We start from the raw sequence: 22522 nt of genomic DNA, 5'->3' as shown, positions 1-22522 counted from the left end.
CATATAGGATTTATCAATGATAATTGTAAGAAATATATTATCGTTCGTGATTTCAGTCCCTAATACCTCAAACATTAGCCCAACAGTTGCCAGGGAATTTAATAATTTAGTCTGTGATAGCTTACCACATTTCCATCTACAACCTCACTTCTTTAAGACTAGAACGGATCTTATGTATCAATACGAGAAAAAGAAAATGATTAACTTTGTGCTATAATTAATCCACACTCCAAAAAGGCAGTTGATCAGTATAAGTTCACAAATATCAAATCTTCCATCTCTCCCTGGAGTATACTTCTTTTATGACAATGAGGACCATCTTATTTACATTGGAAAGAGCATAAATATTCAGAAAAGGGTAAAACAGCATTTTGGAGGTAGAGACAGAAAATCTTTTAAACTACAGCATTTTACTAAAAAGATCAATTATGAGATCACTGGAAGTGAACTTATTGCGCTTCTTTATGAATCCGATTTAATTAAAAAACACAAACCTATATACAATAGAGCACAACGTCGAACTCTATATCAATATGGTTTGTATATAAACGAAGTTAATGGATATAAGAGCTTAGGCATTCAAAAAATCAATCAAAGAAATGAGGAGCTTACAACTTTCTGCTCACTTCTAGAAGCTAAAGAGGCTTTATACAGGATCACAGAAAACTACCAGTTGTGCCAAAAAATAAACGGACTCTACAAATCCTCCACTTCGTGTTTTCAATATCAAATCAAATCTTGCAATGGTGCATGTATAGGTCAGGAACCTGTAGAATTATACAACCAAAGAGTTGACCGTTTTATCTCCGATCAATATCCAAAGATAACTACCCAACTTTGTAAACTACCAGGAAGACAAGAAAGTGAAATGGGAATAGTTTACATAGAAAACGGCGTATATAAGGGATTTGGGTATTGTCCAATTGACACTCCTAAAGAGCAGCTCTTAGATTATATCTCCTACAGACAAGATAACCGTGATATTCGAAGAATTCTAATGCGATATTTGGTTCGGAAACCTTCAGAGTTCAGCATCAAGTAAAAGTTGAAGTACATTATTTTGTGCTACTACTAAGACACAAAAAATAAAGTTAAATAGGCCCGTTGCACTTAATATACAACAAACTCAATTCCCTTTAATTCTTTCCCACAGTTGCTTTAGCAATTTTTCAGCATCGCCTCTGTCCTTTTCGGTTTCTGTAAAAAACAGGTCACCATTCTCATTGATTTCAAATTTATACTGAAACACGAAATCTTGAGCATCAGGTTCCATACTTAATAAACCAAAGCGTAAATCATTAAAATATAATTCGTCGTTTTTCTCAGTTATACAATACCACTGATTAGAGATGCTTATCATGCGTTGCATTTTAAGGTTATCTGTAAAATCTGCAATCAATTCATGGTTTTTTGGATAGGAATTAAAAATAATGGGTTGGGAATCAAACAAAGAATAGCTCCCAATTAAAAACGCATCCTTAGTCGCTACATTGGCGCTCCACAAAATGGTATTCATGGGTGATGGGCGGGTATCAATTTCAGTATAAGCAATGTTTTGCTCAATTAAAGCTTCTTCAAATTTAGTATATGTAAACCATTTTAAAAGCAATGTAATTACTAAGTAACAGGTGCTAACTATTAATCCCATATTATTATAAAATCGACGCTTTTTTGAGGTACGTTTTTGGAACATTGCAAGTATTAAAAATACAATAAAAGGTACCGTGTAGAGTGGATCTATAACAAATATAGTTTTAAGAGCCACTCTAGTGTTTAAAGGCCAAAATAACTGAGTTCCCCAGGTAGTAAAAGAATCCAACAGCGGATGCGTTAGCAAACACCAAAAAAACAGCCACGACCAGTCTTTTACACTTTTATAGCGTTCAAAGCGAGAAACTAGCCAGCCAAAAATTGGTGCAAAGAGTATTGAGAAAAGTATGGAGTGTGTAAAGCCTCGATGGATTTCAATGGCACTTACGGTATCTGTAAAAGAGTTTACAAACACATCCAAATCCGGTATCGTGCCTGCTATAGCCCCGTAGAGCATCGCTTTATTGCCTATTTTCTTCCCAAGGACAGCCTCCCCGACGGCCGCGCCTAATACAATTTGAGTAAGTGAATCCATATAGTCTGCAAATATAGGTTTTGTATACTACATTCTTTAACCGACAATCAGATACTATTATTTCATTAGAAGCTTGCCGAAATAGCATAATTAACTTTAATCAAGTAATCAAATAATGTGAAGCTACTTACTTTGGCAAACGAAATGTCTATGGATAAGTTTGACAGCTCTACTTAGTCATGATGTATAAGCAGGTACCAACCACTCGATTTATTTTTGTAAGGTAACTTTAACAGCATTCAGACCCTTGATTCCTTTTTCAAGTTCGAAAGTTACTTTATCATTTTCCTGAATTTCATCGATAATACCACTCACATGAGTAAAGTATTTTTCTTGATCTTCAGAATCAATTATAAAACCAAATCCTTTTGAAGTATCAAAAAAAGAAACAGTTCCTTTTCTAACAGGGTCAAATTCCTCGCGATCTCCTTCTATTGTTCTAGAGACATTAATTTCTATGTCTTCAATATCAATTTCAACTTTTAATGATGGGTCTGGCGGTGTATCTGTTAAATTACCATTGTGGTCAACATAGGCAAACTCAATTCCTTTTTTATTAGAATCTTTAGATTCTGCCCGGCGAGCAGCCATCTTCTTTCTTTTGTCTTCACGCTTTTTTAAGCGTTTTTTTTCTTTTTCTGTTTTATTGTATGTTTGTTGAGACTTCGCCATTCTTTTCTTTAAGAGTGTTTTATAATTCGTTTGCAAGGTACTCGATATGATCAAATATCCAACATAAAACAAAACATTCCTTGAATTTGCAAATTTCTCCAAGCCTACTAGGGATGAATGTAAATTTTAAGAAATCTAACTCTACACTCTTCTTTTGAGAAGAATATTACCTTATTTATTGCTCAATTACTGCCATTGCAGTGCTCCCCCAATTTTATTATATAACCATTATCATAATTTCACTGCTCATACAACACCTTAGTCATGTATTCATTAGCTACACCTATGTCATTTATTTTAAGATACTTACCATCTTTAAATTCAGGAAGATGATCAAAATCTATCAGTGCCTCTTGATCCTCATAAAGCGGATGAAATATTAATACCATTTCCTTTTCTTTTAACCGTGGATAAAATTCTTTTAAACCTATTTCCCATTTTTTTTCTATTTTACTTCATCAAAAGTGACGAAGAACCACTTTTAGATTGAAATAAACAGATAGAAATGATCTGTTACCAAAAGGCCGTCTTTAAAGGCTATGCCTCTATCGCCAATATAATCTGTTTGCAAATAAATATTATTTAGTTGATTTAGATCACTTTCCAAATTAACTACGTACTTGCGATTGAATATTTTTTTTGATGCCAACTATTATTGGAAATTGAGCAATTAAAAATTAAAGAAGGGTTTTTAGGACAACGAATGCTGGTTCTGCCTCCAGATATCAGACAAAAAATATTGTCCAATGAAATCATCAAGGACTTCCATTTGACCGCAATTGGTCATTACCCACATGCAGTATATCACGATAGAGAACGCAAAAAAGGCTGTGATGAATACATTTTACTTTATTGCTTGGAAGGCCAAGGAACAATTAAAATTTATAACAAAACAATTACACTTTCAGCCAATGAATTTTTCATTATTCCGTCAAATATTGCACATCATTACAAAAGCTCAACCACTAATCCTTGGAGTATCTACTTGGTACACTTTAACGGTAAAAACGCAGATCATCTTTATTTTAGATACACCAAACAAACTGATTTAGACCCCATAAAAATCCCATTTAACGAACAAAAATGTGATCTGTTTTTAAAAATTATCCAATTGTTAGAACGCAGCTATGACGATGCCTATCTTGAACTTTCCAACTCCTATTTGGTTCAATTTATAACTACACTAGTCTACCAACCTTTAATTACTAGTATAACTGAAACAAATAATCCTGTCTCAAAATCAATCAATTTCATGAAAAAACATATTGACCAACCACTAACCATCTCTGAGTTGGCGTCCGAGCAATCGTTATCAATCTCCCGGTATTCTGAGGTTTTTAAATTTGAAACAGGTAGTTCTCCAATAAGTTACTTTATACACCTTAAAATGCAGAAATCTTGTCAGTACCTTTACTTTACAAATATGAGTATAAAAGAAATAGCTGTTGCGGTAAGGTTCTCTGACCCGTATTACTTTTCAAGAATGTTTAAAAAAGTCTTAGGAATATCGCCTTCGAAATACAAAAGTGAATACAAAAAGTAAACTACCCAAACTGAACCGTGGAAAATTCTTTGTAGTTTGGTGGTAGTTAAAAGTTGATTAATACTTAAATCGCTTGAGATCCTGCCACAGCAACTGCATGATCGTTTTCTACTGTGCTTCCACTTACTCCAATAGCACCTATAATTTCGCCTCCACTGTTTTTAATTGGTACACCTCCTGGAAATGAAATAAGTCCACCATTGGAGTGTTCAATATTGTAAAGAGACCCTCCGGGCTGTGATAATTTTCCTATTTCCCCCGTTGGCATGTCAAAAAACCGTGCCGTCTTGGCTTTCTTTAATGCAATATCCGCGCTACCGAGCCATGCGCCATCCATTCTAACAAATGCTACTTGGTTTGCACCAGAATCTACAACAGAAATGTTCATTTTTGTATCTATTTCTACGGCCTTAGCTTTGGCTTTTTCTATAATACTTTCAGCTTGAATTAACGTAATGTCCATTTTGTAAATTTTTAATTAAAATTAATTGGTACTTAGAAAGTACTTCCTTCTACGTACTAATGAACAAGTTATGATATATTCTAATCTATTTAGTGAAAATAATGTTATTTCTTTATGAAAATCCATACCTATTACACTGTATAGTATTCCGCTGTAGAAATTAAGAGAATAAGGAGCATATAGGCAAAGGTCTTTCCTGTTCCCGTTTGAGACATTCCCTTAATATAAGTTCCAGACATGATTATTGGAAATGATTTTTTTCTTAATAGGCGATGAAATTTCAAATCTTCAATTGCGTAGCGTAATAAATTGATTGCATTAAATTCGTCGAAGAAGGCCGTCTGCTATATTTTAAATTAAACTGATACGCACCTTTTTCTTTTTTAACCTGCTATTGTTCAATAAAGAAGAGTCTATCCATAACCAAATTACAGCTTTCTATCCACCATTAATCCACAATGAGATAAACAAAACAAAAAACGACCCGAAGCCAAATTATTGGTAATTAGCTAAGTGTCGTTTTTTTGTAGTGACCCCTCAGGGATTCAAACCCCGAACCGCTGGAGCCGAAATCCAGTGCTCTATTCAGTTGAGCTAAGGGGCCCTGTGTATTATTAAGCTAACATTATTAGCTCAATTTCTCTTTTACGATTTTAGAAATGGTTTTTCCGTCAGCACGTCCAGTAAGGGCTTGGTTTGCAGCACCCATTACTTTACCCATATCTTTCATTCCACTAGCTCCTAATTGCAATATGACATTTTCAACAACAGACTCGATCTCTTCTTCGCTTAATTGATCAGGAAGGAATTTTGAGATAATCTTCGCTTGAGCAAGCTCAGGAGCTGCAAGGTCTTCTCTTCCTTGCTCTGTATATATCGCAGCACTATCCTTACGTTGCTTAACAAGTTTCTGCAAAAGCTTAAGCTCCTCTTCTTCTGTTAATCCATCTTTGGAATTAGCACTAGTATTTGCCAGAAGTAGTTCTGATTTTACAGCTCTCAATGATTCAAGAGCTACTGAATCCTTTGCTTTCATTGCAGATTTCATCTCTGCCATTACTTTTTCCTGTAAACTCATAACGCGATGGTATATAATGTAAAAAAAATGCTGTGCGAAGATAAATAAATTACCCGAATTCTTAACTAAGAATCGGGTAATTTATAAACCTCATTTAAGTGTTAATCTACATTATCGTGCAAAAATGAATTGTTGCTTCGAAGTTGAATTTCATCATTGCTATCCGAACCTACACTCATACGAGAAGATTGATCATCAGATCCTCTTGAATCTAAATCAATTCCCATTCGCTTGTAGGCTGGTTGTTTTTCTATCTCTTCAACCCAGTGACTGTTTTTATTGAATTTATAATTAAAATCCTTTAACTTTCTACGACGCTCATCAGCTCTACTTCTAAGACTATCTTCAATCGAACTATTCATTGGATCAATATCTTCAGATTCAGTCTCCTGTGTTGGCTTTTGTTCGATGACCTTCTTTTCAAACTGAAGTTCCTTTTCAATTACAGGCTCCTGTTTTTTAGCCGATGGTTTCGCATTGTTTAGTCGATCCTCGACCTCCATGTAATCATCCAAACTATATCGTTTTGTACCATCCTCAGAAATCTCAGTAACTGGAACTACCTCAACAGCATCCTTTACATCGTATTGTGATACGTTATCCTCCATATCAAAGGTCACTGTTTTGCTCTTCTCTTCCTCTTGCGGATGATCATCAAGAGGCATATCAAAGGCCAATGTTGTTTGCTGTTGCGTAACAGGTTTAACTATTTCTGGCTCAGAAACCTCTATCTCACGGATCTTAGGAGTCGTATCAATAATGATAAAGTCTTCTTCGTTCTCTAAACTAACCTCTTCATAGATCACATTCATATTTTTGATAATCTCAGAGGTAGAAATCAGTTCCATTTCATTGTCTTGATCAAGTGTATGACGTACAACTGGTTCTTCTTTAGGTTCAGGATCTGGAGTTGGAGGGGTTTCTGGCTCCTGCACACTATTTAAGGTACTGATTGGGTTTTTGGAAAACAAATCACGTTCAGCTTTTTGCTCATCCTCTAGGGTATGGATGATTTTCTTAGCCTCAGTATTGACAATCTCATGCTGTTGCTCAGCATTAAAACCAGTTGCAATTACTGTAACGGCAATAGCATCACCTAGGCTATCATCCTCTCCAACACCCATAATGATGTTAGCGTTATGACCTGCCTCATTTTGAATATGATCGTTGATTTCACCGATTTCATCTAGGGTAATTTCATCGGCTCCGGAAACGATAAGTAGCAGTACGTTTTGTGCTCCGGATATTTTGTTATCATTTAGTAATGGAGAGTCTAATGCTTTCATAATCGCATCTGAAGCTCTGTTGGCTCCTGAAGCTTGAGAAGACCCCATAATAGCTGTTCCACTGTTAGAGAGTACGGTTTTAGCATCTCTAAGGTCAATATTTTGAGTGTAGTGATGTGTAATAACCTCCGCTATACCTTTAGCTGCGGTGGCCAACACTTCATCAGCTTTGGAGAACCCAGCTTTAAAACCTAGGTTACCATAAACCTCTCTGAGTTTATTATTATTAATCATAATGAGCGAATCCACATGGGCTCTTAATTTCTCTACCCCACGTTGTGCTTGCTCATTACGCATCTTCCCTTCAAATTGAAAAGGAATCGTTACAATACCTACGGTAAGAATGTCCATGTCCTTGGCCAATTTAGCAATAACTGGTGCAGCTCCTGTACCAGTACCACCACCCATACCAGCGGTAATAAAAACCATTTTGGTATTGGAATCTAACATAGATTGTAACTCCTCCAAGCTTTCAATGGCTGCCTTCTCACCAACCTCTGGGTTGGCACCAGCACCTAGCCCCTCAGTCAAGGAAACCCCTAACTGAACCTTATTCGGCACACCAGTATTTTGTAAAGCCTGTGAATCGGTGTTACAAACCACGAAGTCCACACCATTAATTCCTTGTTGAAACATGTAATTAATTGCGTTACTTCCGCCGCCTCCAACGCCAATAACCTTAATTACATTACTCTGATTCTTCGGCAAATCGAACGAGATATTCCCTAAGTCTGTTGTTTTGCTACTCATAATAACTTGTTTTACCCTATTTTGCTATTTTCTACTTAATTCTTTTACAATTTTTTTGACAATGACTTACTCGGCATTATCTAAAAAATCCTTTAACTTCTCTGACCACTTTTCTAGGAACGATTTACGTTCTCGTGGTGGCGCGGTAGGCTTGGGGGTTGGTTTAGTTTCGATACTCTCTTGGTTGCCTAAAGTTTTGTCAACATTCGGATGTTGATCTTCTAGTTGTGGCTGTGCTGTTGGTTCAGCTTTAAAGGTCGCATTTCGCTTTTGCTGCTGAAGCGCATTCATCACTAGTCCCACGGCTGTGGCATACACAGGGCTCGCAATTTCTGTATCCGAGTCTCCTGCTAAATGCTCATTAGGATACCCTATTCGAGTATCCATCCCTGTGATGTATTCTACTAGTTGTTTTAGGTGTTTTAATTGACTTCCACCTCCAGTTAATACAATTCCAGCGATTAGTTTTTTCTTTTGATCTTCATGACCATAATTCTTAATCTCCACATACACCTGTTCTATAATCTCCACTACACGAGCATGAATTATCTTAGACAAGTTTTTGAGTGAGATTTCTTTCGGTTCCCTTCCTCTTAATCCAGGAATTGAAACAATTTCATTCTCCTTATTCTCTCCTGGCCATGCGGATCCAAATTTTATCTTTAGAAGTTCTGCTTGCTTTTCAATTATGGAGCATCCTTCCTTAATATCTTCAGTCACTACACCTCCTCCAAATGGAATCACTGCGGTATGACGAATAATGCCATCTTTAAATATCGCGAGATCAGTGGTTCCTCCTCCTATGTCAATTAATGCAACCCCTGCTTCTTTTTCTTCTTGACTTAAAACAGCATTGGCAGCAGATAAAGGCTCGAGTGTTATACCTGCTAGATCAAGCCCAGAGCTTTTCACACAACGGCCAATATTTCGAATGGATGAGATCTGCCCAACAACAACATGGAAGTTTGCTTCCAATCGTCCACCGTACATCCCCATCGGTTCTTTGATCTCTGCCTGCCCATCAATTTTATATTCCTGTGGCAACACATGAATTATCTCCTCGCCTGGTAACATTACCAGCTTATACACCTGATTACAAAGCTTATCAAGATCATCCTCATTGATTACCTCCTCGGAATCTGGTCTTGTGATATAATCACTGTGCTGCAAAGAGCGAATATGTTGACCAGCTATGCCTACAACACAGTCTTTAATCTTTAAACCTGAAACACCTTCTGCCTCCTGTACTGCTTGCTGAATAGACTGGATAGTTTGAGTAATATTATTAACCACCCCTCTATGAACACCCAAACTTTTGGATTTTCCAATACCAAGTATTTCAATCTTACCGTATTCGTTTTCACGACCAATCATCGCCACAATCTTTGTGGTTCCAATATCTAATCCTACCGCGTATTTAGTATTTTCCATATCTTACTTTTTGGTACACACTACCTGATTATCAAAACTGAGATTTACCATTTTATAATTTCCTAGAGTTTTGTCATTTCTACCCTTTTGATAGAAGGCCTTAAAGTTGTTGAACTTTAAATCCAGGTTATCAACCCTAGCTATAAAAAGAGTGAAATCCTCCTCTCTTAGCTCTAATTCAAAATGCTGATCTTTTAAATGAATCCCCGTTATTGTCTTTTTCAAAAAATCATCCTCATATATATATTTCGTCAATTCGTACAAAGATGACCATGATTTATCAACATTATTTCCAGTGATTAATGGCACTCTTGCTGAATACACAGGTGATAATGGCATTTTTTTACCGTACGAATCTATATAATACTCCTGTTCGCCAATGACCCTTGCTATTGGGGTACGTTGGCGTACTTTGGCCCCAACCTCCCCATTTATAGACACATACACGTCGGCATGCTCGACCATACTATGAGCGTTGAGCGATTCTTCTACTTTACTCAAAACTAATTGATCTTTGGTTACCCCCGAAGCAGAGTCCCTATTTTGTATCAACAATTTATTAACCGTGCTACGGGTAATAAAATGAGCATCGTCATTTAAAAATTCCACGGCTGAATTCATCGCCAATTCCCTGTTATTATTTCTCATATTTGAGAAAGAAAACAGAAATACTAGTCCGATGACCGCAAGGGATACTTTTATAAAATCAATATACTTTTTCACTTAACACTTCTTTTACGGAATTAACTTCTTGTCCTATATCTCCTGCTCCTAAAGTGAGGTAAACTTCAGATGTACTCCTTTGTAGCACATCACAAAGATCCTCCTTGGCAACCTTTTGCTTACAACCATGGTTGATTAAGCTAAGGAGCCACTCGGAGTCCACCCCCTCTATGGGTAGCTCTCGGGCAGGGTAAATGTCCAGTAAGATTATTTCATCAAAATCGGCTAAGCTCTCTGCGAATTCTTGGGCAAAATCCTTTGTTCTACTATATAAATGTGGTTGAAAAACCACGGTAACCTTCTTATTGGGGTGAGCAGATCGCACCGCTTGATGCACAGCCTGAATTTCCGTTGGGTGATGTGCATAGTCATCGATGTAAACAAGATCACTTTCATTAATGTGATATGTGAATCTGCGTTTAATTCCCTTAAAAGTTTCTAGGGCTTCGGCAATGTGACCTAGGGGGGTGCCTAAAGTAGTCGCCATTGCCATTGCAGCCAGAGCGTTCAACAAATTGTGCTCACCAGGCTTGTTGAACTTCACCCCTGAAATTGTCTCATAAGGTGTTTTGAAATCAAATTGGTAGGTTGAGTCAGTTATCGTTATATTTTGAGCTGAATAGTCAGCCTCTTCTTCCAATCCAAATGTAGCACCCTTTAGCGGCAGGCCGAAGCGTACAAACATCTGCCCTCCTTCTTTTAATCGTGCGGCAAAATCATTAAATGCCTGGGTTAAGCTTTCCTTATCACCATAGATATCCAAATGATCGGCATCCATAGAAGTCACACAAGCAACCGTTGGGGAAAGGTGTAAAAACGATCGATCAAACTCATCAGCTTCCACAACCGTATACTGTGACCCTTCAATGAGGAAATTACTATTAAAATTCTCAGATACCCCTCCTAAAAACGCGGTTATAGGCGTTTTGATCTCATGAAGTAAATGGGCCAAAATAGTACTTGTGGTTGTTTTACCATGAGTTCCAGCTACTGCAAAACAGTAAGAATCCTTGGTAATGCGACCTAGAACAGCAGCTCTTTTTTCAATGGTAAAACCATTATTACTAAAAAACTCGAACTGGGAATTATTTTTAACCGCAGGGGTATACACTACCAAGGTCGCCTTTGGATCCTTAAACTCCGGCCCAACACGCTCCACATTATCCTCAAAGCGGACCTCTATACCATCCTCTAAAAGAGAATCCGTGATTTGACTAGCGACACGATCATAACCAGCTACGTTTTTACCTATGAATTTAAAATAACGCGCTAGTGCAGACATACCGATGCCTCCAATACCAATGAAATAGACGTTATGTGTTTGATTTAAACTCATTGTTATTAAATCGCTGCGTTCTTAGTTTTTAATAGTTGTTCTAAATGATCTACAATATCCTTTGTTGCATTGGGCAATGCTAAAGTTTTAAAATTCTCTCCAAGTGATCGCTGCAAATCCTCGCTTCTGAGCACTTTTAAAAAGGAATCTTCAAATTCTGCATCTAATCTATTCTCAGGAATCAGTATGGCAGCTTGTTTATCCGCCACAGCCATCGCATTTTTGGTTTGATGATCCTCCGCCACATTGGGAGAAGGGATAAAAAACACTGGTTTTCCTACCAAGGCCAATTCAGACACTGAAATAGCTCCTGAGCGTGATATAATGAGATCAGCACTCGCATAGGCCAATTTCATATCGTTTATAAAATCATACACCTTCACATACTCACTGTGATATTTTTTGTATTCTGGGTAGTACAACTTTCCACATTGCCATATAAGTTGTACGTTGTGTTGTTTGAAAAAGTTTAGCTGCTTTTCTACTAATTGATTAATCCTCCTAGCCCCCAGGCTTCCTCCCATGATAAACAGGGTTTTACGATCAGTAGTATTGCTAAAAAATCCTTCATCCGCTCCCTGGTACTCAGAGAGATTTAACAAATCCTGTCGAACAGGGTTACCCGTGATTACGATTTTTTCTTTAGGAAAATAACGCTCCAGTCCCTGATAAGCCACAAAAATCTTCTGCACCTTTTTACCAAGAACTTTATTGGTGATCCCAGGAAAAGAATTCTGTTCCTGTACCACACTTGGAATACCCTTAGAGGCTGCCATGGTTAATAAAGGACCGCTTGCATAACCACCTGTACCGATCACCATATCAGGTTTAAAGCGTTTTATTATAGATCTAGACTTTATCAAACTATGGATCAGTTTAAAAGGAAACATTAGGTTCTTAAGGGTAAGTTTACGCTGTAATCCAGAGATCCACAAGCCCTTAATCTCATAGCCTGCCTGAGGCACCTTTTCCATTTCCATCTTATCCTTGGCGCCAACAAATAGAAATTTGGCATCAGGAAAGCGTGCTTCTAGCTCCTTGGCTATAGCAATCGCTGGATATATATGTCCTCCAGTTCCTCCTCCTGATATTATAAATCTATAACTGTTCACTTAAAATATCTAATGGATTTTGGTTATCTATATCTTGTTCTTCTAACTCTAATTCTTCTTGTCTTTTTGAACTTACACTCAAAATAATCCCAATGGCCAAACAGGTCATCCAAATCGAGGTTCCTCCACTACTAATCAAGGGAAGTGTCTGACCAGTTACAGGCAACAATTCCACCGCAACGGCCATATTTATAAAAGCCTGAAAAACAATGGGCAGCCCAACGGCAATGACCAGCAATTTTCCAAAAGTCGAATTGGCTTTATGGGCAACAATAATGATTCTAAAAAGCAATAAGAGATATATGGCTATGATTACAAAACCTCCTACTAAACCATACTCCTCTACAATAATTGCATATATAAAATCCGATGAACTCTGAGGTAAAAAATTCTTCATTATACTCTTTCCTGCTCCAACTCCAACCACCCCTCCAGTAGCAATGGCTATTTTAGCCCGCTCAATCTGGTAATCCTCTCCAGTATCCTTACCGTCCGCAAAATTCTCAACCCTATTAATCCAGGTATCTACCCTATTTGGAAACAGTCCTGGAAATGCTTTAGCAGTAAGCACAAACATACTGAGCACCACAACCCCAGCCCCCACTACAGCCATTAAATACTTCCAAGGATAGCCTCCTAAAAAGCACAACACAAGTACCATAAAAAACAGGATCGCTGTGGTGGAAAAATTCGCTGGAAGTATCAGTACTAAAAACACAAATACTGGAATCCAAAGCGGCAGGATGCTATCTTTAAAGCGTATTGTTTGATTTTTCATCTTGGAGAGATACCTCGCCACGTGAGTTAGCAAAACAATGCTTGCCAAGGTAGAGGGCTGAAAACTTATACCAACAAATGGCACTTGGATCCAGCGGCTCGCATTGGCTCCACCAATGGTGGTCCCCTGAGCCAAAGTGTATACTAACAGCAAAATGGTAATGGGCATGGCGATGATCGAAAGTCCCTTAAAGTAATTATAAGGAATTTGATGGATCGCATAGATAATCCCAAGACCAAGTAACAATAAAAAACCATGTTTGAGCAGGTAACCAAATGTAGTTCCACTACCGACCACATAAACGAGGTTGGTACTAGCACTGTACACTGGTAAAAAAGAAAACAAGGCCAAAAGTGCCACTACAGCCCAAATCGCTTTATCTCCTTTGATATTTTTAAAAATCTCCTGCACCTTTATACTATTATAATTTTCTTACTTGTTCTTTAAACTGATCTCCTCTGTCTTGATAATTCAAAAACAGATCGAATGAAGCACATGCTGGTGATAATAACACTGAATCACCTGGTTGTGCTACTTCTTTACTTACTCTAACAGCATCCTCCATGGAGGTTGTCTCCACTATAAACTCCACAACACTTCCAAAAGTTTCAATGATCTTAGCATTATCCCACCCAAGACAAACGATCGCTTTAACCTTTTCTCTTACAAGTGGCATAAGGGTTAGATAATCATTCCCTTTGTCTTGACCTCCTACAATCCATACAGTAGGAGTACTCATGCTATCAAGAGCATAATAGGTGGCATTGACATTGGTAGCCTTAGAATCATTGATGTAATGAACATTTTGAATCTTTAGTACTTTTTCTAGTCGGTGCTCTGCACCTTGAAAATTCTCTAGGCTTTCACGAATAGTAGCCTTTCTAATTTTCAGCAATTGGGCTACTGTTGAAGCCGCCATTGCATTCTTAACATTGTGTTTTCCTTCAAGTGCTAAAGTATCTGTTGACATCTGAAAATGGTGTTTATCTATCGTTATTACTATTTTATTATCTTCTAAATATGCGCCTTGTTCAAGTTTCTTTTCTATGGAAAATGGAAGAAGTCGGGCATGTATTTTGTTGTTTTGCAACCACTCTGCAATCACTGGATCGTCATAATCGTAAATCAGATAATCCTCTTCAGTTTGATTCATTGTAATCCTAAACTTTGAAGCGATATAATTTTCAAATTTGTAATCATAACGATCCAAATGATCAGGGGTTATATTGGTTACAATAGCGATATGCGGAGCAAAATCCTCAATTCCATCGAGCTGAAAACTACTAATTTCAAGCACGTAGTAATCCAAGTCCCTTTGAGCAACCATCTGCGCAAAACTGTCACCTATGTTTCCTGCCATACCTACCTTCAATCCACCAGCAGATAGCAAGTGATTGGTTAACATCGTTGTGGTGGTTTTCCCATTACTCCCAGTAATCCCGATAAGCATAGCATCCGTATAGCGCGATGCAAACTCAATCTCAGAGATAACCGGCACCCCTAGCTCTAAAAGCTTTACTATAAGGGGAGCGCTATCAGGTATTCCAGGGCTTTTCACAACTAAATCAGCCTTTAAAATATCAGCCTCCGTATGCTTTTCATCCTCCCAATTAATTCCAAAATCTACAAGAACGTTTTTATAGTGATCTTTAATCTTACCTTTATCGGAAAGAAAAATATCAAACCCGTGTTTTTTTGCCAATATGGCGCTACCAACTCCACTCTCACCACCGCCTAGTACAACCAACAGCATCTATCTTAGTTTTAGAGTGACAATAGTTATAATGGCTAGCAATATGCCCACAATCCAAAATCGAGTTACGATTTTACTCTCGTGATAACCCTTCTTTTGGTAGTGATGATGAAGAGGTGCCATTAAAAACACACGACGTCCCTCTCCAAATTTTTTCTTAGTGTACTTAAAGTAACTTACCTGCAATACCACTGATAAGTTCTCGGCTAGGAAAATTCCACACATAATAGGAATCAACCATTCCTTACGAATAGCGATCGCAATAACCGCAATAATCCCTCCTATGGTCAAGCTTCCTGTATCACCCATGAACACTTGAGCCGGAAAGGCATTATACCATAAAAATCCTACAAGCCCCCCAGCAAATGCTGCTATAAAGACTGTAATTTCACCGACCCTAGGGATATACATAATGTTCAAATAATCAGAAAATATGATATTACCAGAGACCCAAGCGAAAATACCCAAGGTGATAACTATTATGGCCGATGTCCCAGCGGCTAAGCCATCAATTCCATCTGTCAAATTTGCTCCATTTGACACGGCAGTAATGATAAAAATCACCACTGGAATAAAGATTAGCCAAGCATAACTTTTATAGTTATCTCCAAGCCACTGTACAAGCATGGCGTAATCAAATTCATTATTTTTCACAAAAGGAATAGTGGTCTTAGTTGATTTCTCTTCCTCTCCATACTCAGTCTTTGTTCCTGTGGAAACCACCTCAGTGGCATTGGTAAGCTTTAGTTCCTCCTTAACAGTTACCTGGGGATGAAAATAAAGTGTGGCTCCTACGATAATTCCAATACCAATCTGACCAAGAATTTTAAATCTTCCTTTTAAACCTTCCTTATCTCTTTTAAATATTTTGATATAATCATCCACAAAGCCAATCACACCCATCCAAAGAGTCGTCACTATGAGAATGATGATATAAATATTGTCAAGCTTAGAAAATAATAGCACTGGAATCAGGGTTGATAAAATGATTATGATCCCACCCATGGTAGGCGTTCCCGCTTTTTGTGTCTGCCCCTGCAAGCCTAACTCCCTAACACTTTCTCCAATTTGTTGTGATCTTAGATAATTGATGATTCGCTTTCCGAAAATGGTGGAGATCAATAAAGACAACAACACCGCAGCAGCAGCCCTAAAGGTCAAGAACTGAAACAGCCCTGCTCCAGGGAAATCATACTCATTTTCTAAAAATTCAAACAAATAATACAACATACGTTATCGTCTATCCTTTAATTATCTCATTATACATTCCCTTGGGAATGTTGATTCATATTATTTAGTAGTTCTGTTACAATTTTCATATCATCAAATTCTCTGCGAACTCCATTTATTTCCTGATAGTTCTCATGTCCTTTCCCTGCGATTAATATAATGTCATTCTTTTGCGCCAGTTGACAAGCAGTTCGTATGGCTTGTCTTCTATCCAAAATGGTTAAGGTTTTATTGTAAAATTGAGGTTCTACACCAGCCTCCATCTCCTGCAATATTTTCTCCGGATCCTCTGTTCTCGGGTTATCCGAGGTAAATATGGCTTTACTGCTTAGTGAAGCGGCTATATTGGCCATCAGAGGTCGTTTGGTTGCATCGCGATCACCACCACAACCTACCACTGTAATTAAGCTCTCATTACCAGTTCGAATGGTATTGATTGTTTCTAAGACATTCTTTAAGGCATCTGGCGTATGTGCGTAATCCACAATTGCTGTAATTTCACTTTGTGAAATAAAATACTGAAACCTTCCACCTACACTCTCCAATTCACTTAAATACTGAAGCACTTCTATTTTTTCCAATCCAAGCTCAATGGCCACAGCGTAAACCGCCAATAAATTATAGGCATTGAAATTTCCAATTAACTTAGACCAAACCTCATTGTTATCAATTTTAAGTAGTAACCCGTGGAATTGATTTTCTAGAATTTGTGCCTTGTAATCAGCATAGGTTTTTAAAGCATAAGTCACCTTTCTAGCCTTGCTATTTTGGAGCATAAAAGCCCCATTTTTATCATCCACATTTATCAGTGCAAAAGCCTTTGGAGAGAGCTCATCGAAAAATCTTTTCTTAACATCTCGGTAGGCTGCAAAACTGTTGTGATAATCTAGGTGATCATGTGTCAAATTACTAAATACACCTGCTACAAATTCAAGACCGGCAGTACGTTGTTGATCAATCCCATGAGAACTCACTTCCATAAAACAGTATTCCACCCCAGCCAAATTCATGGATTTTAAATATCCATTGATAGCCATTGGATCTGGTGTAGTATGTGTGGCTGGGTGTCTATCTTGACCTACCATCACTTTTACAGTAGAGAGAAGACCAGTTTTATAACCTGCTTTTTTAAAGAGCTCATATAATAGGCTAGCGATGGTTGTTTTTCCATTGGTACCAGTAACCCCTATAAGCTTTAAATTCTTAGATGGATTATCATAAAAGTTAGAAGCCATAATAGCCAAGGCATGGTGTGCACTTTCAACGCTAATATATGTTACCCCATTGATGAGTTCAGCAGGTAAACGCTCACAAATCACCGCAATTGCACCGCTCTCAATAGCCTTTGTGATATAATCATGACCATCCACCGCAGTACCAGGAACGGCAACAAACACATCATCCAAGGACACCTTCCTAGAATCGAAGTGCACCGCATTGATATGCGTATCGGTATTGCCGTATACGGCATCGATCTTAACTTTGTACAATATGTCCTTTAATACGATCACGTTAGCTTTAATACGATAGTTTTATCTGACTCTACTTTTGCACCACTTTCCAAAGACTGACTCTCAACAGTCCCTCCGTTAGATCCTTGAATCTTTACTCTAAGACCTAGGTTTTCTAAAATGGAAACAGCATCCATCCCACTCATCCCTTTTACATTAGGAATGATGGAATTGTTTTGTTTAACCTTTGCATAGTAGGATTTATAATCCTCTAGCAAATCGCTATCTTCTTTATTTAATTCATCGATGGTATCAATCAGCGGTGAATTAATATAAATCTTCTGAGCAATGGCTTTAAATACTGGACCTGAAACATCCGCTCCATAATACCCTACACCTTTATCTGGCTCGTGAATTACCACGATACAAGAATATTTAGGTTCATCTGCAGGAAAGTATCCTGCAAAACTTGAGATATATTTAAGCTTACTCTTATCAGCATAATTCTTCTGTGCGGTACCTGTCTTTCCGGCCATTGAGAAATTCTCAGAATACAACCCATGCCCTGTCCCATAATCCGATTTAACTACATTCTCCAGCATCGCTTGAACTTTCTTCAGTGTCTCTGAGGAGCATATAGAAGGATTCAAAACTTCCTTATCAAATTTGTGAATGACCTTATCCCAATCCCGTACTTCTTTTATAAGTCTAGGCTTTAACAATTCACCATCATTAGCAACTGCGTTGTAAAAAGCCAAGGTTTGTAATGGAGTCATAGACACGCCATAACCATAGGCCATCCACTGTAACGCAATACCACTCCAACGCTCTTTATCATTTGGATGGGGTATATAAGGCACGCCTTCTCCTTTTATGGCTAAACCTAACTTATCATTAAGCCCCATATTATATAGACGATTGACAAATTTCTCAGGTTGATCACCGTAGAAATCATCAATAATTTTAACGATTCCAACATTGGAAGATCGAACTAAAATATCCGATACACTTAGTTCACCATAGCCACCCCATTTTGAATCTCTTACCTTTTTACCATAGAAGGAGATTACTCCTTTTCCAGTATCTATGACATCACTGGTATCCACTGCGTGGTCTTCCAAAGCCGCTATCATTGAAAACAATTTGAACGTAGATCCAGGCTCATGAGACTCACCCACTGCATAATTTAAACGCTCGAAATATTTTCCTCCGGAAGTCCTACCTAAATTTGAAATAGCTTTAATTTCTCCAGTCTTAACTTCCATAACAACCACCGTTCCGTGCATTGCCTTATACTTTTCTAACTGGGTAAGTAAGGCATGGTGTGCGATATCTTGGATATTAACATTGATAGTCGACACTACATCATAACCATCCTTAGGCTCAATTTCATTATAATCCGTAATTGGCTTCCACTGCCCTTGTGCAATTTTTTGCTTTAAACGATGTCCTTCTTCTCCTCTTAAGAATTGCCCGAAAGCACCCTCAAGTCCAACGCTAGGACCGTTCTCTCTCTCATATCCTACACTTCGATGTGCAATACCTCCTAAGGGATATTCCCTTTGAGTTTCTTGTTCCACAATAAAACCTCCTTTATAAGGTCCAAGGTTAAACATCGGAAACCCTTTGATTTGCATGTATTTCGTATAACCTAAATCACGAGCGATCAACAAATACCTGTTTTTTTCAATTCTAGCCTCCTTCATCAAATTTTGGTAATAAGAAGAAGGTCTCCCTAAAACTGTAGAAAGAGAATCAGATAGCGGTTTTATATGATCTTCAAATACAGCTCTACTGGGCGTAAGTGCATCGAACCGAATGTCGTATTTGGTCACCGATGTAGCCAATAGACTCCCGTCATCAGAATACAGATTACCGCGCTTGGGCTCTATGGTAAAATTCTTAATTGTACGTTTTTGAGAAAGCGCCCTGTACTTATCCCCGTCAATGAACTGAATACCTACAAGCTTTACACCAATAGCCAATGCAAGCAAAAACATACAGCCTGCTACAAAATACAATCGACTCAATATGGATTTATCCGTTATTGGCATAATTACTTATTATCTCCTACTACTTTTATTTTTTTAGGTGGATTCAATGATGGCTTTAACCCCATAAACTCCACTTTTGATGTAATATGCGACTCCAATCTCACTTGTTGAACCTGTGTACGCACATCCACAAATTCACTTCTTAGCTCTAACACTCTGTTATTTAATTTTGCAAGTTCATGAACCTTCTTATCCGCATTGTGCGCACTAGAAATCATGATCACTGCCAAAGTAGAGGCAAACAATATAAATCTCCAGTTCTTGAAGGCGTCATCACTAACCAAAAACTTACCCTTTAATATGTCCAATATACCTTCCCTCATGGCCTTATAGTTTTTCTGCGATTCGCAATTTTGCGCTTCTCGCTCTACTATTAATTTCAATCTCCTGTTTTGAAGGCACAATTAAACCAGAAACCTTTTTAAAAGGAACTTGTGGGTTTCCATAAAAATCCTTTTCAACTTCTCCTTCAAACTTCCCACTCCTTATAAAGCGTTTCACCAAACGATCCTCTAATGAATGGTAGCTTATCAAACTCAATCGCCCTTTTTGTTTAATTAACTCTGGTGTCTGTAATAAAAATTCTCTAAGCACCTCTACCTCCTGATTAACCTCTATTCGAATAGCCTGGTAGAGTTGGGCTAATATTTTATTCTCTTTATAAGCTGGCAAAAACTTTCGTAAACTATTCTTTAAATTTTCGGTTGTCTTTATTGGCTGCTCAGCCCGTTTTTCAACTAAAGCCGCCGCAATACTTCCCGCATTTTTCAGCTCTCCATAAAGGCCAAAGACACGCTTAAGATCACCTTGATCGTAGGTATTTACCACATCATAGGCACTTAGGGTGTTTTGTTTGCTCATTCTCATATCGAGATCCGCATCAAAACGCGTTGAAAAACCACGTTCAGGAACATCAAACTGATGAGATGAAACCCCGAAATCGCCAAGGATTCCGTCGACGCTTTGCACACCATAAAATTTCAAAAAACGTTTAATATGTCTAAAGTTTTGAGGAATCAACACAAAACGCTCATCATCAATTGCATTATTCTTAGCATCCTCATCTTGATCAAAACCGTACAATTTTCCTTTTGCTCCGAGACGATTTAATATCTCTTTAGAGTGACCTCCACCTCCGAAGGTAACATCCACATAAACTCCGTCCTCTTTGATATTAAGACCATCAACTGTCTCTTGTAATAATACTGATCTATGATATTCCATCTCCATCTTCTTGTTCTATTTCAAAACCTCCCATAACCTCTTCCGCTAAATCAGAAAACGAATCCGCTCCCTGATCTAAAACATCGTAATAGCGCTGTTTATCCCAAATCTCAATACGATCGATGGATTCTGAAAGCACAACTTCTTTTTCGATTCCTGCAAAAGCAATAAGATTCTTCGGCATGCTCAATCTCCCATTTGAATCGATTTCTACAACTCGAACTCCAGCGGTGAACTGCCTTATAAAATCATTATTCTTTTTAACGAAACGGTTTAATTTTGCGACCTGCTTCATTTCTTTTTCCCATGCTGCCATGGTATATACCTCAAGGCATTTTTGAAAAATCGAGCGTTTTAACACCAAACCATCACCCAAAACGGGCGCCAATTTAGCGCGCAGAGAAGAAGGCACCATAATGCGTCCCTTGCTATCTGCCTTACACTCATATTCTTCCGAAAATTGAATCAAGTCTAACTCTTTTAAATGTTTACTTTTCAAATATAGAGAAATATTTACCACAAATAATCACTTTTTACCACTTTTTACCACTTTGTTGATAAATTCTTTAATTTCCGTGAAAGCCTCTGTAAAACTCTAGCTTCGTAAATTGTTAATAACTGACTTAAAAGGAGATATGATTTGTAATGTGTCGTTTTTCACATTTAATTCACAGCATCAGCGGAGAAATGTTATAAAATATATCCTAATTCGCTATATTTGTTTCCGAAGAAATGTAACAAACCCTTAATGGTACACGATTTAAAGAAGGAAGGTAAATTTACTTACTTAGAAGTGGGAGAAGGCACACCTATGATTGTACTACATGGACTAATGGGTGGACTCAGTAATTTTGATGGTGTAGCAGCTTATTTTTCCTCTAAAGGTTACAAAGTATTAATCCCTGAACTTCCAATATACACTATGCCGTTGCTAAAGACTAATGTGAAGAGCTTTGCAACCAATCTTGAAAAGTTTATAACACACAAAGGACTTGAAGAAGTCATTTTGTTAGGAAATTCTCTTGGAGGACATATTGGCCTACTACATACGAAGCTATTCCCTACTAAAGTAAAAGCACTAGTAATCACTGGAAGCTCGGGATTATATGAAAGCGCTATGGGTGATGGATACCCCAAACGTGGCGATTATGAGTTTATGAAGAAAAAGGCCGAGGAAGTTTTTTACGATCCAAAGGTAGCTACTAAAGAAATAATAGATGAAGTTTATGCAACGGTCAATGATCGTAGTAAACTTATCAAAACTCTTGCTATTGCTAAGAGTGCTATCCGACACAATATGTCGAAAGACCTTCCACATATGCATACTCCTACTTGTATTATCTGGGGTGAGAACGATAATGTAACTCCTCCAAATGTGGCCGAGGAATTTCATGAGCTTTTACCGGATTCTGACCTTTACTGGATTAAAAAGTGTGGTCATGCACCGATGATGGAACACCCCAATGAATTTAATGCTATTTTACACCAATGGCTTAAGGAACGAAATTTCTAA

21 protein-coding genes and 1 tRNA gene are annotated in these 22522 nt (G+C 37.8%); 3 read left to right on the top strand and 19 right to left on the bottom strand.

Translation table 11 applies throughout. From position 1 onward, the window contains the following. The first annotated feature begins 241 nt into the window (after nt 1-241). Complete coding sequence (locus tag I215_RS05350) at nt 242-1042, top strand: GIY-YIG nuclease family protein (protein WP_008990944.1); 801 nt, start codon at nt 242-244, stop codon at nt 1040-1042. Nucleotides 1043-1126: 84 nt separating this feature from the next. On the opposite strand, the gene I215_RS05345 is transcribed toward I215_RS05350, so the two are convergent. From I215_RS05345 to I215_RS16115, 3 genes are all read right to left on the bottom strand, one after another. Next, nucleotides 1127-2125 carry a metal-dependent hydrolase gene (locus I215_RS05345; protein ID WP_008990943.1) on the bottom strand — a complete coding sequence of 333 codons (999 nt, stop codon included), beginning with the start codon at nt 2123-2125 and terminating at the stop codon, nt 1127-1129. Nucleotides 2126-2335: 210 nt separating this feature from the next. Continuing rightward, nucleotides 2336-2797, bottom strand: a complete 462-nt coding sequence (locus tag I215_RS05340; RefSeq protein ID WP_008990942.1) for a cold-shock protein — start codon at nt 2795-2797, stop codon at nt 2336-2338. 239 nt (nt 2798-3036) lie between these two features. After that, on the bottom strand, nt 3037-3186 hold the full coding sequence (locus tag I215_RS16115) for a hypothetical protein (RefSeq protein WP_008990941.1): 150 nt from the start codon (nt 3184-3186) through the stop codon (nt 3037-3039). Nucleotides 3187-3452: 266 nt separating this feature from the next. On the opposite strand from I215_RS16115, the gene I215_RS05335 reads away from it, so the two are divergent. Then, on the top strand, nt 3453-4340 hold the full coding sequence (locus I215_RS05335) for an AraC family transcriptional regulator (RefSeq protein WP_008990940.1): 888 nt from the start codon (nt 3453-3455) through the stop codon (nt 4338-4340). A 64-nt stretch (nt 4341-4404) separates the two neighbouring features. On the opposite strand, the gene I215_RS05330 is transcribed toward I215_RS05335, so the two are convergent. The 16 genes from I215_RS05330 to mraZ form a co-directional block, all read right to left on the bottom strand. Beyond that, nucleotides 4405-4803: a GlcG/HbpS family heme-binding protein gene (locus I215_RS05330; RefSeq protein WP_008990939.1), complete on the bottom strand. Its 399-nt coding sequence runs from the start codon at nt 4801-4803 to the stop codon at nt 4405-4407. A 530-nt stretch (nt 4804-5333) separates the two neighbouring features. Then, nucleotides 5334-5407 (bottom strand) — tRNA-Arg (locus tag I215_RS05325). 24 nt (nt 5408-5431) lie between these two features. Beyond that, nucleotides 5432-5881, bottom strand: coding sequence for a GatB/YqeY domain-containing protein (locus I215_RS05320; RefSeq protein ID WP_008990937.1), 450 nt, complete (start codon nt 5879-5881; stop codon nt 5432-5434). 101 nt (nt 5882-5982) lie between these two features. Next, complete coding sequence (gene ftsZ, locus I215_RS05315; protein ID WP_008990936.1) at nt 5983-7917, bottom strand: cell division protein FtsZ; 1935 nt, start codon at nt 7915-7917, stop codon at nt 5983-5985. Nucleotides 7918-7983: 66 nt separating this feature from the next. Further along, nucleotides 7984-9348, bottom strand: coding sequence for a cell division protein FtsA (gene ftsA, locus I215_RS05310; protein ID WP_008990935.1), 1365 nt, complete (start codon nt 9346-9348; stop codon nt 7984-7986). Nucleotides 9349-9351: 3 nt separating this feature from the next. Next, nucleotides 9352-10071: a cell division protein FtsQ/DivIB gene (locus tag I215_RS05305; RefSeq protein WP_008990934.1), complete on the bottom strand. Its 720-nt coding sequence runs from the start codon at nt 10069-10071 to the stop codon at nt 9352-9354. Further along, complete coding sequence (murC, locus tag I215_RS05300; protein ID WP_008990933.1) at nt 10055-11407, bottom strand: UDP-N-acetylmuramate--L-alanine ligase; 1353 nt, start codon at nt 11405-11407, stop codon at nt 10055-10057. The genes I215_RS05305 and murC overlap by 17 nt, the downstream gene beginning before the upstream one ends. Before the next feature lie 5 nt (nt 11408-11412). After that, a complete protein-coding gene (murG, locus tag I215_RS05295) occupies nt 11413-12519 on the bottom strand; it encodes an undecaprenyldiphospho-muramoylpentapeptide beta-N-acetylglucosaminyltransferase (protein WP_008990932.1) in 1107 nt (368 codons plus the stop codon). Next, a complete protein-coding gene (locus tag I215_RS05290) occupies nt 12506-13708 on the bottom strand; it encodes an FtsW/RodA/SpoVE family cell cycle protein (protein WP_008990931.1) in 1203 nt (400 codons plus the stop codon). Before I215_RS05290 ends, murG begins: the two co-directional genes overlap by 14 nt. Nucleotides 13709-13718: 10 nt before the next feature. Beyond that, nucleotides 13719-15050: a UDP-N-acetylmuramoyl-L-alanine--D-glutamate ligase gene (gene murD, locus I215_RS05285; RefSeq protein ID WP_008990930.1), complete on the bottom strand. Its 1332-nt coding sequence runs from the start codon at nt 15048-15050 to the stop codon at nt 13719-13721. Beyond that, nucleotides 15051-16280: a phospho-N-acetylmuramoyl-pentapeptide-transferase gene (mraY, locus tag I215_RS05280; protein ID WP_008990929.1), complete on the bottom strand. Its 1230-nt coding sequence runs from the start codon at nt 16278-16280 to the stop codon at nt 15051-15053. It lies immediately after the preceding gene. A 29-nt stretch (nt 16281-16309) separates the two neighbouring features. Beyond that, a complete protein-coding gene (locus I215_RS05275; RefSeq protein WP_008990928.1) occupies nt 16310-17791 on the bottom strand; it encodes a UDP-N-acetylmuramoyl-L-alanyl-D-glutamate--2,6-diaminopimelate ligase in 1482 nt (493 codons plus the stop codon). Further along, nucleotides 17788-19785, bottom strand: coding sequence for a penicillin-binding protein (locus I215_RS05270; RefSeq protein ID WP_008990927.1), 1998 nt, complete (start codon nt 19783-19785; stop codon nt 17788-17790). Before I215_RS05270 ends, I215_RS05275 begins: the two co-directional genes overlap by 4 nt. A 2-nt stretch (nt 19786-19787) precedes the next feature. Continuing rightward, nucleotides 19788-20108, bottom strand: coding sequence for an FtsL-like putative cell division protein (locus I215_RS05265; RefSeq protein ID WP_008990926.1), 321 nt, complete (start codon nt 20106-20108; stop codon nt 19788-19790). 4 nt (nt 20109-20112) lie between these two features. Beyond that, nucleotides 20113-21009, bottom strand: coding sequence for a 16S rRNA (cytosine(1402)-N(4))-methyltransferase RsmH (rsmH, locus tag I215_RS05260; RefSeq protein WP_008990925.1), 897 nt, complete (start codon nt 21007-21009; stop codon nt 20113-20115). Continuing rightward, the gene (gene mraZ, locus I215_RS05255; protein WP_040459878.1) at nt 20996-21478 is read right to left on the bottom strand and encodes a division/cell wall cluster transcriptional repressor MraZ; all 483 of its coding nucleotides are present in this window, start codon (nt 21476-21478) and stop codon (nt 20996-20998) included. The genes rsmH and mraZ overlap by 14 nt, the downstream gene beginning before the upstream one ends. A 279-nt stretch (nt 21479-21757) precedes the next feature. Here mraZ and I215_RS05250 point away from each other — a divergent pair, with 279 nt between their 5' ends. Beyond that, complete coding sequence (locus I215_RS05250) at nt 21758-22522, top strand: alpha/beta fold hydrolase (protein ID WP_008990923.1); 765 nt, start codon at nt 21758-21760, stop codon at nt 22520-22522.

The organism is Galbibacter marinus (assembly GCF_000300875.1).
Classification (GTDB): domain Bacteria; phylum Bacteroidota; class Bacteroidia; order Flavobacteriales; family Flavobacteriaceae; genus Galbibacter; species Galbibacter marinus.
Note: the sequence above shows the minus strand (reverse complement) of the source record. Positions and strands in the feature narration are given on the sequence as shown.